This window comes from Rickettsia endosymbiont of Cardiosporidium cionae (assembly GCF_015476335.1).
Taxonomy (GTDB): Bacteria; Pseudomonadota; Alphaproteobacteria; order Rickettsiales; family Rickettsiaceae; genus JADHZC01.
On the sequence record NZ_JADAQY010000005.1, the window covers coordinates 186,709 to 199,336 of the forward strand.

Here is a 12,628-nt window from a genome sequence, read left to right on the forward strand (position 1 = left end):
TTCATCTATCATTAGTATTTACTAGATGTTTATATTTATTGATAACAAGCTGCATTATATTTTTTGCTATAGGAGCAGCCATCATAGGCCCAGAACCACCATGATTACAATATACAGATAAGGCATATTTAGGATAGCTAGATGGAGCATATCCAACAAAAATAGAATGATTACGCCTATTCCATGCAATATGTCGTTTGCTCAAATCATCATTATCACTTTGTTTAGCAAATACTTGTGCTGTTCCAGTTTTCCCTGACATTTGAACAGATTGATTATTAATTCTACTGTAGTAAGCAGTTCCACCAAAATTATTTACTGCCATATGCAAAGCTTTTTTCAATATTGATAAATATTTTGGTGAAATAGATATTTGTTCAAATTCAGATTCCCTCTTAGCGACATTAGGCTTAAATAACTTACCATCGCTTGCTACTGCTGCAATCAATCTAACAAGCTGTATGGGTGTAACTAGTAAATACCCTTGGCCTATAGACAAATTAAAATTATCTCCTATACTCCAACCTGAACCAAAATTATCTTTCTTCCATTTTCTACTAGGAACAAAACCAGATTTCTCGTTGGGCAAATCAATACCGGTATTTTGGCCAAGGCCAAATTTATTGGCCATTTCGATGATTGGATCTACACCTATTAATCTTGATAATTGATACATATAACTATTGCAAGAATACTGTATAGCTTGGATCATATTGATATTACCATGCCCAAACTTTCTTGCACATCTAAAATCTTTTGTACCAAGATAGTTGTGTCCTGTACAATTTACCGTATAATTTATATCTACACCTTTCTCCAAAGCCGCTAGGAATGTGATGATTTTGAAAATAGATCCAGGAGGATAATTACCCTGTACTACTTTATTAATAAGCGGTTCATATGCATCATTAACTAGCTGATTCCAATAATTATAGGACAATTTTGCTAACTGGTTAGGATCATACCCAGGTAAAGATACAAGACTCAAAACATTACCATCAGTGCAATCCATTACTATCACGCTACAACCTTTAGTTGGTAGTAAATCAATGATTTTTCTCTGTAATTCTGAATCAATATTCAGGTGTAAATTATTTCCAGAAATTGAATTAACCTGTTTTATCGTGCTGACAGTAGATCCTATAGAATCCATTTCTACTATTTTATATCCAGAAACTCCATTTAATAAATTATTATAATATTTTTCTACACCTGTAGCACCAGTTTTTACATCACAAGTAACAGAGTTATTATAATTGATTCTAGAATTATACAAGTAACCCAATAAATGAGACATAGAGTCTGCATAATGGTAATATCTTATGTCTTTTGTATCTATTGTAAAAGATTTCAATTTAGCATTATTTTCTTCTATTAATGATAATAGCTGCCAATCTATATTTTTCATTATAATAGAAGTAGAAAATTTATTAGATTTCTTTATCTTTGATATCATTCTCTCTTTTTGAACATCATCAAACTCCAGAAGTTCACTGAGATACTCTACTTCCTTTATATAATCGCTATTATTTTTGTTAAAAATCAGTGTAAAACTTGTTTGATTTGAAGCAATTAGCAAATTATTTACATCATATATTTCTCCTCTATCTGGCGCTACCATAATAACGCTTGTACTGTTACGATTGGATAACAATGAATATTTATCCCTCTGAATACACTGTAAATAAAAATTTCTCATAACAAGTACTGATAAGAGACCAATTTTAGAAGATCCTATTATAAATGCACGACGAGAGATCAAATCGGATAGAAAATTAGTATTAATTATCTGCATAATTTATTAATTTCTATAAAGTTTAAGTATATCTTGTAAATATACAAATATAAAATTAAGTAAAACAAAAAATACAAAACTATTAAATATATAAATCAACAAACCCATGATATCATTTAATATACTGTATTCTGTACTACCATACAAAAAATCCCTTATTATTACTGATACTGATATAAATAATAAAAACTTTATGTAATAATGCAAATAAAATTTTGAACTATTAAAAATATCTAACATCAATATAACCGAAATTAATACTGCTGAATTTACTCCAAAATATGTAGAGTGAAAAACATCAAGCGATAGACCAATAAAAAATAATGTGAAGTATCTTATGATTTTATTATATGAAGATATATATTTGCTATCGGCTATAAAAATCACTATTAAATCTAAAGCAACTAATTTGTAAATGTTTATTTTATATAAAGATAAAGGTAAAAATAACGCGAATAACAACAATGAAAGTGAAATAATAAAATAACAAATTTTCAAAAATAGACTCATTGTTACTAAATTAATTAATAATGTACTCTATTATGTACAACCACATTCATTATCAAACCATTTGCCAAAAGCATTGAGCCCATAATACTTCCTCCATAAGATATAAATGGCAATGGTATGCCTACTACAGGAAGAACACCTGTTACCATTGCTATATTTATGTATATGTGCCAAAATAATATAGAAGAAATTCCGAATATTAGAATTTTCCCGTATATAAATTTAGCCTTTTTTACTTCTATTATCATTAGTAAAATTAAAAAAGAATATAGTGTTATTAACAGAAAAGTACCAGCAAACCCGTATTCTTCTGCAAGCAAAGCAAAAATAAAATCTGTATGGTATTCGGGGAGAAATTTTAGATGGGTTTGAGTACCCATTAGTAAACCCTTACCCCAAATTCCCCCTGATCCAATTGCTATTTTTGACTGTATGATATTGTACCCCTTACCTAAAGGATCTTTATTAGGATCTAAAAATGTTAATATCCTATCACGTTGATAATTATGCATATTTTGCCATACTAATGGAAAACCAAATAGCAATACTACACCAATAGTTAAAAAATATCTAAATTTAACACCTACAACAAAAAAAATTGAAATCACAGTACAAATTATTATGATAGTACTACCAAGATCTGGTTGTTTCAATGTTAAGATAGCTGGTATTATGCTCAATAATACGGGAATTAGCAAATTATTTAGCTTTAGCTCAAAATTACCAATACCATGAAAATATCTGGCTAAAGCCAATACCAGAGTAATTTTAATAAACTCAGATGGCTGAATCTTAAAAAAGTATAAGTTTACCCACCTGGTAGCACCCATAGCACTTGTACCAAATATTTTAACAAAAAATAAAATTATTAAAGAGATAACATATAGCTCATAACTATACCTAAAAATAATTCTGATATCTACCATAGATAAAATAAATGAAAATGATATAAATACACAAAATATTATCAATTGTTTATACAGATAAGGTCTAAAACTTGCTCCAGAAGCGGAATAAAGCAATAAAAAACCTATAGCAGAAATTAATATAATAAAAAATAATATTAAATATGGAATCTTAGAAATCTTATTAAGATATTTAAACTTATAGTATTCACTTCTATCTGACATCTTATACAACAAGCTTTATTTTAGGAATTATTATCTGTACAGTAGTGCCTATATTTTCTACAGACTTAATCTTTATTGACATATCTTGAGCTTTCAATAAAATCTGTACAATAACTAACCCTAACCCGTAAGAACCCGGGGCATAACCCCTTTCATTTTGTTGTAAACTGTCTATGGGATTTTTATTGCTAAGTATGATATCCAAATCTTTTTTTGATATCCCCATACCTTGGTCGATTATATCAACGTATAAATCATCATTCAGTAGATATGCTTTTATCATTATTGCACAAGCATTATTAGAATATTTTATTGCATTACCAATTAAATTGTTAAACACTTGCAGCATACGCTGCTGATCACATATAATTAAAGGCAATTTATTTTCAAAATGGGTTTCAATATTAACATCTCTTTGATTGTACCTAGCTTTAGTCAAAATAATGCTATTATCAATAATGCTATCTATATCATTGATAGAATTCAGTATCTTAAATCTAGCCTCTATTATTTGATGCTCATCTAGTATATCATCCAGCATTTTTTTTATAATTTTAGAGCTTTGATATATTCCGAAAGCATAGCTCTTGTAATTACTAGGCAATATGCCCATTAACTGCTCTTTCATTATTTCAGATCCTGTCATAATAAAACTCAGAGGTGACCTAATTTCATGAGCTACAAAACATAAAAAATTCGTCTTAGCCCTGCTAGTATTATTTGATTCCTCCAAATCATTTTTCAACAAAACATTCTCATTGAATACTGATCTAGTATTATATATAAATACCAAGAAATAAATTAAAGACAGTAGAAATATTTCTACAAATTTTCTGAGTATAGCATCCAATATATTTGAAAATATTATTGATGCATCATACTGTAATAACACAAAAAAACCTGATGTTTCTTTAACAGGAATCTTTAGTAAAGCAAAGAATTTATCATAGTATTTAGTATAAAATCCTGATATTTCTTGTCCTTTCACATATCTCGATCCTAACATTTTTAAATAATTATCCAAAGAAGATTCTATTTTGTTGATTTCTTCTTTATTAAAATTGCTTATGTTTAAATTGTGTGACAACTTAGGATCACTATCTAAAATAATAACATTTTGTAGATGCTCAATAGAACATTCTTTCACTAACCTTGGTATATTAATCTCTACTGCAAAGGCACCAAGAAAATTATCACTTGTTTTATCAAAAATATTACGAGCAACCAAAATGTTACTGAATGAATAATAATTGGAAAAAATAATATTGAGCGATTTTTTTTTATATATTGTAGATTTTTTATAGAATAATTCTTCTAAATATTTATTAATCTTATTATATACTAATATATTACCTTTATTATTTATAATTTTACTAAAATTCTGATCAATAAAAACATAATTAGAATAGTTATTTGTATAACTTGCTAACATGTTATTTAAATAATCAGTATTTGTAGTAACAGTATCTACAGTTGAAGATACCAAAACATTTAAGTTATTGCTAGATTCGATTATTGAGTGATTTATATTTTTTTCTAGTAATTTTTTATGTTTATTTATAGACTGTTCAAATACCTGTTTTTCGTTGTAGAATATGCTAAATCCTTGTATCAAAACATAAAAAAATATCACTATCACTAATAGTGATAAATGCTTCAAAACGTAAAAATTTTGCTTGCTTTTAAAATTATCTTTCATGAATCAGAAAATTTCATTATATATCTTTTACCTTCTACTATATTCTCTAATAAGTAAATATACAATTAAACATATATACCATATATATCTCAAATATTGTAATGAAACTTAATTTTTTATTAAATTATAGGTTTATTATATTATTAATAATTCATTAAATGACTTTGAATAATTAAATCAAAAATATTTTTTATGCATCTGTATCTTTTAAATAGCTTAAGTAAAAAAAAAGAACTTTTTATACCATTAAATCAAAACTCAATTAAATTTTATGCATGCGGCCCCACTGTATATGATAAAATCCATATAGGAAACGCAAGGGCAATGATTTCATATGATATATTGTATAGAATATTGATATTTTTATATGGAAAACATCAGGTGATCTTTGTAAGAAATATTACGGATATTGATGATAAAATTATTAAAAAGTCTGAAGAAACTAACATATCAATAGCAAAGCTTACAGAGAATACGATTAATGATTTTCAAAAAGATATGGAATTTCTTAAAGTTATCCCTCCTACAGTAGAGCCTAAGGCTACAGAAGTAGTAGAAGATATCATTAATTTTATACAAATTTTACTAAATAAAAAATATGCCTACATCTCAAATAACAATGTTTTTTTTGATGTAACAAAAGCAAAAAATTACACTATGCTGTCAGGACGTAATCTTGATGAGTTATCATGTGATATTAGAATCAAGAATGATCCAAATAAAAAACAACCTAACGATTTTGTACTATGGAAAGCATCTAACCCAGATGATCCAAAAGATGTAATATTCTCTAGCCCTTTCGGAAAGGGGAGGCCAGGGTGGCATATAGAATGCTCAGCTATGAGTTATAAATACCTTGGAACAGATTTTGATATCCATGCCGGTGGAATGGATCTGATCTTCCCACATCATACAAACGAAATAGCCCAAAGTCAATCAGCCTTCACGGGCTCTAATTTCGCTAGATATTGGGTACATAATGCTGTATTAACGGTTGATCAACAAAAAATGAGTAAATCATTAGGTAATATAATTACAGTAAATGATATTAGAAATAGTAATATAAAAGCTGATAGCTTGAGACTATTTTTCTTAAATTCTCACTATAGGAACAATATAAATTACTGTAAAAAATCTTTAGATGATGCACACAGAACTTTATCATATTGGCATAACTCTTTAAAAAAAATAAATTATAACTATTCTAATTCTTCAGTTACAGATATACCAAAAAAATTCTTAGAGTCTATATTAGATAATATGAATACGAGTCTTGCTATCAAAATCATTAATGATCACGTTAAAGAACTAAATATTACAAATGGTAATCAACAACAATCATTAGCAAATATGATTATAGCATCTGCAAGATTTTTAGGATTAATGGAAGAAAATTACGAACAATGGTTTCATAACGCTCAAACATCTGAAAAAAAAGAAACATTACTTAGCATAACAGAATTAATCGACAAAAGAAATAAAGCGAGAAAAATAGAGGATTGGATAACAGCAGACAAAATAAGAAATATATTAAAGGAAAAATACAATATAACAATTGAAGATAATAAGGATGGCACAAGCAACTGGAAATATATTTAAATTGCTAAACCAATCCCAAATGGGACAAGATATCAATGCCCACCATATTAAATTAATTTTTATTAATATTCATCAAATGATTTAAAGTTTTAGTAGTTATTTGATCAATTTTATTTTTGATTTTTTGTTTCAATTTAAAAAAATCACTTGAGCCATGTTTTAAAAACCTTGCATTTATATCAGATAAATATTTATTTTTTAATTCGCTAAACCCTATATTGCCTATCTTACTATTAGTTATACTATTAAAATCAATATAATAAGGAATTTCAAAACTATTTTTTAATTTTTTCATATTCTTAGATAAGATTTTTTTTACAAATTCATAACTAAAATCATAATACTTGTCTACAAAGTTATGTGGAAATTTATTCTTAGAAATACCAGATATCACTAACTTTGATAAATACCTAGAAAAAAACTCTACTGGATACTTATAGTTGCTAACATTAATAATACCTCCAGTTTGTAAATGCCCACCGATATTGCTAATATCAGAACTAGCAGACATCTTATATGATTCCGTATCAAAGGAAATGTTATTTATAGAAATATTATTATTAAACAATTTAGCATCGAGCCTTAATTTGATTTTATTATCACTTCCGAGCTCACCCAATAATAAAGATTCTCGATGATCTAAAATATAGTTTACAAGACCATTTTTATCGCCAAGTTTTACTATATTTTTATACAAAGCTCCATCTGTATCATTTAATATATCAGTTAAAAAACCCTTGGGTATATATAAATCTGTAGCAGCTACAATTTTGTGTATTGAAGTTTTATCAATATCTCTATAAATAATATTATGATCAATGTTATAATCCAGCAATTGAATATATGGAGAAACAAAACTACCTGATGCCTTAAGATTCAATTTTTTATCCAATCTTTTCATACTGGACTCATCAAATTTTACATGTATTTTTGCATCCATTTTTTTGTTCGGGATGACAGCTGCAAAAATATTTATATGTTTTTTTAACAATTCATAATATTCACTGCTGTATAATTTATGATTTCTTGCATCATATTCTATGACATATTCTTCAGGCAAGTGATCTAAGAAATCACTAAATGAAATATAACGCCGACTATTAACAATTTTTATATCCAAAGATTCGTGTTCTTTAGTAAAAAATCTTCTTTTACTTTTGCTATCTTTTGCAGTAACCCAGCCACTATCAATATTTAGTTTGCCTATATGATTAATAAATTCTATAGGATTTCTAGTTTTAATCAGATCTATAACTAACCCTACAGATATAGGTAAATCAACCTCTATATTATAATCATGTGCAGTAATAATCAAGTCTGATACACCGTTATCTAAAACTTTATTAGAAGATATACTTAAATCTCCTTCATATGAAATAAAAAATTTGTTAGTTTTAAAAACATATCCAATCTTTATAGGATTCTCATAGCGAATAATTGAACCATTATGCGAAATTACAAGGCCAGTAATATCAAATTCTTCATTTACAAAAGGAAACCCTGAATGTACTAATTCAGATATCGTTATTGACAAAAACTTATTTGAAGACTTATCAGCACTAAATACAATAGGAACATCATGATATTTTTTATTGACATACTTCATAAGCCTGTTCATTCCTGTATAGTACAGTACTATACCTATTATTACAGTCCATATTAATAAATACAATATAAGCCATACTTTCTTCATTATCTAACTAACCAATATTTATTAATCATCACATAGTGATTTCAGATTATACATTCAACTCTAATGTATTAGTAAAATTAATAATTTATTAACAAATCATACTAATTTTCACCTACACCACATCATAACTGCAACCATATTAGACGGGCATTATATCTTAACTTTATAAAACTATAAAGTATAATCTAATCAAAATATAAATCAATTAGTAAGAAGTAAAATATTTTTACTTTAGTAGATATATATGTTATATAGTGTTAATTGTACTATAAATTCAAATAACAATTTAAAAATCACTAAACAACCATGGTTAATAGTCTAAATAAAGTTACATTAATAGGTAATCTAGGGCGTGATCCAGAGATAAAAACAACTAATGATAATAGAGAAGTGGCATTTCTTAATATTGCAACTAACGAATATAGAAAAAACAAAAATACAGGAGAAAGAGAAGATAAAACAGATTGGCACAGAGTTGTAATCTTAAATGAAAATTTAGTACATGTTGCAAAATCTTATCTTAAAAAAGGTACTAAGGTATATATTGAAGGAGCTCTTAAGACAAGAAAATGGATAGACACTGAGGGGAAAGAGAGATATACAGTTGAAATAGTAATGCAAAATTTTAATTCAAGTTTAATCATACTAGATACAAAACATAAAAATACAGAGAGCGCACTCAACAACAACAACAATACCAATACCAATACCAATACCAATACCAATACTTCAGATACAAGTGATAATAATGAATTGGATATCAACAATATAATTGATGACGAAATTCCATTCTAGAATAATATATATGTATATGTATAAAAAATCTTGGTAATATGGTAAAGCTTAAATTCAGCATATATTAATTATATAATCTGGGCTATTTTTTTATACAAAGAATAATTTGATACTATAACTATAGTATTATTCAGTATTTTATATATTGCACCCAATTCGTGAGTAAATAAAGATAAACCCCTGATATATATTTGGTTGATATTACAAGACATAATACAGACATCGATTTTTCCTGATATAAATGCTGCTACAGAGTATGAGATAGAACCAAAGATTCTTATATTTGATGAAATTTTTTTAGCAATTTCTATACTTTCTATATCAGAAGAAACAACTATATTATCTATATCATCTGATTTTAAAAGCCTCATCCTTGATATTCTACCAAGAAGTTCATTAGAATTTTTCTCTGATAATACTGGTTTTCCTTTTTCCACATAAAATACATCACCCTCTATTGGTAAATAAATAATTGCTTTATCTACAATTACTGTATCAATATATTTTTTTAATAATATAACAAATAAACCAAAAAAAGGTAAAGATCTGTTGAAATTTATAGAACAATCTAAAGAGTCAATTAATAAAATCTCATCTTTAAAATCACCAATAGAATTAGAATCAGAATCAGAACCATTATCAGAAACGAACACTACAGAATTATAATATCTGCCTAGTTCATAATTCAATTCCCTTAGTAAAGTTTTGTAAGTCCTCTGATAAAATTTTTTAAGATCACTCTTGGTAGATTGCAATTTCTCAATTTCTAAATAATCTCTACGTAAAAATCTTGAAGATTTACTTATAGCATCTATTATTAGCCCTATTTCTTTACTCATTTTATTTTACCCTTTCTACAAAACTCATATCATCTGTTTTAATTAAAATCTTATCATTCGAATTAAGGTAACTAGGTACCATAACATTGATTTGATCATTAATAATTGCAGTTTTAAAAGAAGTAGTTACAGTTGCAGTTTTTATTGTTGGTTCAGTATATTTTATTGTCACAATAATATTTTTGGGTAGTTTTACAGAAATTATTTCTCCATTATATTTTTCTACTGTCAATGACATATTATCATATATCAGTAAGATTCTTTTACCTAAAAAAGATTTTTTTACATACACTTGTTCAAAAGAGTTAGGATCCATAAGTACGATAAAATCCCCATCAGAATACAAATAATTCATCTGATATTTCTCTATAAAAGCCAGATCTATAGTTTCACCTGAACTAAACCTAAAATGTGACTTTTTAGAATCATAAAAATTTTTTGTCTCTAGTTGAACATAAGCAACTCCTTTACCAGGCTTGGTATGTTCAGGATTTTTATTAACAATCCAAAGAGAATCTTTATACTCAATAACATTACCTGATTTTATATCATTTACTAATATTTTCATAAACTACTATCCAATTACTGATGAATTCATTAGTATTTATACTAATTGTTTTTACTAATATTACGTAATAAAATTAATATCGGACCTGAGATAAATATAGAAGCATAAGTGCCTATAATTATACCTATAAATACTAATAATCCGAAACTTTCTACAGCCTTACCTACAAATAAAATCAATGAAATATTCGCAAGTAGAGTGGTAAAAGAAGTAATAATAGTTCTTGATAATGTATCATGGATACTAATATTTATTATATGGGATATATCATAAATAGTAAATTTCCCTAAATTTTCTCTAATTCTATCATAAACCACTACAATGTCATTAACAGAATAGCCCAATATTGTGAGTATTGCAGCTACCGTACTAAGATTAAAATCGAGCTGCAATATACTTGCAAATCCAAGACTTAATAAAACATTATGTATTAACATAAGTAAAGCCCCTAATGCGAAATACCACTCAAACCTAATCCAAATATATAGCATAATACCTAAAAGAGCTATCAGAATTGCTATCAATCCTGATTTGATCATTTGCTTTCCAAGTTGAGGACCAATAAAATCAATTTTTTGATATTCTACAATATCAGGAATTTTTTCCTTTAGTGTTTTTTTGATCAAATCAATCTTATGAAGCAACAAAGATTCTTCATCTGTAGCAATCTTTATCTCTAAATTTCTAGAATCAGTGCCTATTTCTTGAATTATAATATTACCAATATTAATTTTACTGAGACTATCCCTTATAAAACCAATTTTAACGTCATTGCTTTTCTTCAAATGTATTACTACTCCTCCTTTAAAATCTATGCCTATATTAAATTTCTGAAATATAATAGATAAAAAACTAACAATAATAGCAATGATTGATAAGGTATATGATATTTTTCTTATCTTAACAAAATCAATCTTATATTTAACAAATAATTTCTCTAAAAATAACTCTTTCATATATCAAATAAAAATGATTTCTCAGTAAAATTAGAACTAAAAAGAGGCCAGAACCGGATTCGAACCGGTGAATAAAGGATTTGCAATCCTCTGCATTACCACTTTGCTATCTGGCCAATAATAACTGAAAATCTGTCAGGTAAATTAATCTAAATCTATTTTTAAAAATATTGGCGCACCTGAGAGGATTTGAACCCCTAACCTTATGATCCGTAGTCATATGCTCTATCCAATTAAGCTACAGATGCAATATATTCTGTATATAAACTCATCAGTGCGTAATTTAACAGATAAATACTATAATATCAACTTATATGCAAGAAACCATCATTCTAACAATGATAATAATGAATTAGCTTGCTCTTTAATTACATAAGAAATATTTTCTATAGCTAATAGCTCTGATGAATATTTTTTTGCCAGATCTTTATCACCAATTTTATAATAAAAAACTGCTTTTATTAAAAGTGATATATTAAAAAATTCTTTCTTTTCATTATCAAAATACTCTAAATATCTCTTAGATTTTTCTTTTTCTAATTCTGAAACATTTTCTTTATCTATAATTAGATTAACAAAACTAATGCGGGAAAATGACTTAGTAATATTGGAATAATTTTTATTATCTATCATTTTTTCTAATAAAATTAAAGATTCATCAATTTTTTTTGATGATATAAATTGTAAAGCAAGCTGTAATTCTGTTATTTCATGATGTTTAGTATTTTCATTATCAACTAGCAAGTTCTTTATTATATCAGTATCAACAACTACACCTGACATGATACCCAATAATTTATCAGTAAATTTTTGGTTTATAACCAATCTTTCTTCATTTCTTTTCCCCTGAAACCATATAAAAATAGAAATACCAACAGTAATTACTATAACAAAAGGTAACATTCTATAAAAAATATTTACAAACTTATTGTGTCTAGCTTCAGCAACTGTTTCTTCAAACAAATCAGACATATATGAATATAATTAAGTAAACTGAGTATGATTTTTATTAAATGAGTGATATTATCATCTACAATGATTAAT

Annotated in this window: 11 protein-coding genes and 2 tRNA genes; 2 read left to right on the top strand and 11 right to left on the bottom strand. The window is 26.7% G+C overall.

Going from position 1 to position 12,628, the window contains the following annotated elements:
- Position 1: 1 nt before the first annotated feature.
- From mrdA to IHI24_RS03930, 4 genes are read right to left on the bottom strand one after another with little or no spacing between them, the layout of a single operon-like run.
- Positions 2-1,795 carry a penicillin-binding protein 2 gene (mrdA, locus tag IHI24_RS03915; protein WP_228777156.1) on the bottom strand — a complete coding sequence of 598 codons (1,794 nt, stop codon included), beginning with the start codon at positions 1,793-1,795 and terminating at the stop codon, positions 2-4.
- A 6-nt stretch (positions 1,796-1,801) separates the two neighbouring features.
- Positions 1,802-2,305 carry a hypothetical protein gene (locus IHI24_RS03920; RefSeq protein WP_194966753.1) on the bottom strand — a complete coding sequence of 168 codons (504 nt, stop codon included), beginning with the start codon at positions 2,303-2,305 and terminating at the stop codon, positions 1,802-1,804.
- 14 nt (positions 2,306-2,319) lie between these two features.
- Positions 2,320-3,435 (bottom strand): rod shape-determining protein RodA, encoded by a 1,116-nt coding sequence (rodA, locus tag IHI24_RS03925; RefSeq protein WP_194966754.1) that lies wholly within the window; start codon positions 3,433-3,435, stop codon positions 2,320-2,322.
- Between the two features lies 1 nt (position 3,436).
- Positions 3,437-5,134, bottom strand: coding sequence for a sensor histidine kinase (locus IHI24_RS03930; protein ID WP_194966755.1), 1,698 nt, complete (start codon positions 5,132-5,134; stop codon positions 3,437-3,439).
- A 192-nt stretch (positions 5,135-5,326) separates the two neighbouring features.
- Here IHI24_RS03930 and cysS point away from each other — a divergent pair, with 192 nt between their 5' ends.
- Positions 5,327-6,733 (top strand): cysteine--tRNA ligase, encoded by a 1,407-nt coding sequence (cysS, locus tag IHI24_RS03935; protein WP_194966756.1) that lies wholly within the window; start codon positions 5,327-5,329, stop codon positions 6,731-6,733.
- 52 nt (positions 6,734-6,785) lie between these two features.
- Here cysS and IHI24_RS03940 read toward each other — a convergent pair whose 3' ends face one another.
- Positions 6,786-8,426: a hypothetical protein gene (locus tag IHI24_RS03940; RefSeq protein WP_194966757.1), complete on the bottom strand. Its 1,641-nt coding sequence runs from the start codon at positions 8,424-8,426 to the stop codon at positions 6,786-6,788.
- Positions 8,427-8,732: 306 nt separating this feature from the next.
- On the opposite strand from IHI24_RS03940, the gene ssb reads away from it, so the two are divergent.
- Entirely contained in the window at positions 8,733-9,221 is a 489-nt protein-coding gene (ssb, locus tag IHI24_RS03945; RefSeq protein WP_194966758.1) for a single-stranded DNA-binding protein, read from the top strand.
- Between the two features lie 68 nt (positions 9,222-9,289).
- Here the strand turns inward: ssb and IHI24_RS03950 are convergent, their stop codons facing one another.
- From IHI24_RS03950 to IHI24_RS03975, 6 genes are all read right to left on the bottom strand, one after another.
- Positions 9,290-10,060 (bottom strand): FIG domain-containing protein, encoded by a 771-nt coding sequence (locus tag IHI24_RS03950; protein ID WP_194966759.1) that lies wholly within the window; start codon positions 10,058-10,060, stop codon positions 9,290-9,292.
- Between the two features lies 1 nt (position 10,061).
- A complete protein-coding gene (locus IHI24_RS03955) occupies positions 10,062-10,628 on the bottom strand; it encodes an elongation factor P (RefSeq protein WP_194966760.1) in 567 nt (188 codons plus the stop codon).
- A gap of 41 nt (positions 10,629-10,669) precedes the next feature.
- Entirely contained in the window at positions 10,670-11,584 is a 915-nt protein-coding gene (gene secF / locus IHI24_RS03960; protein WP_194966761.1) for a protein translocase subunit SecF, read from the bottom strand.
- Positions 11,585-11,628: 44 nt separating this feature from the next.
- A tRNA-Cys gene (locus tag IHI24_RS03965) sits at positions 11,629-11,700 on the bottom strand.
- A gap of 55 nt (positions 11,701-11,755) precedes the next feature.
- Positions 11,756-11,832 (bottom strand) — tRNA-Arg (locus IHI24_RS03970).
- A 79-nt stretch (positions 11,833-11,911) separates the two neighbouring features.
- Positions 11,912-12,556 (bottom strand): DUF2659 family protein, encoded by a 645-nt coding sequence (locus tag IHI24_RS03975; protein ID WP_194966762.1) that lies wholly within the window; start codon positions 12,554-12,556, stop codon positions 11,912-11,914.
- Between the last annotated feature and the right edge of the window lie 72 nt (positions 12,557-12,628).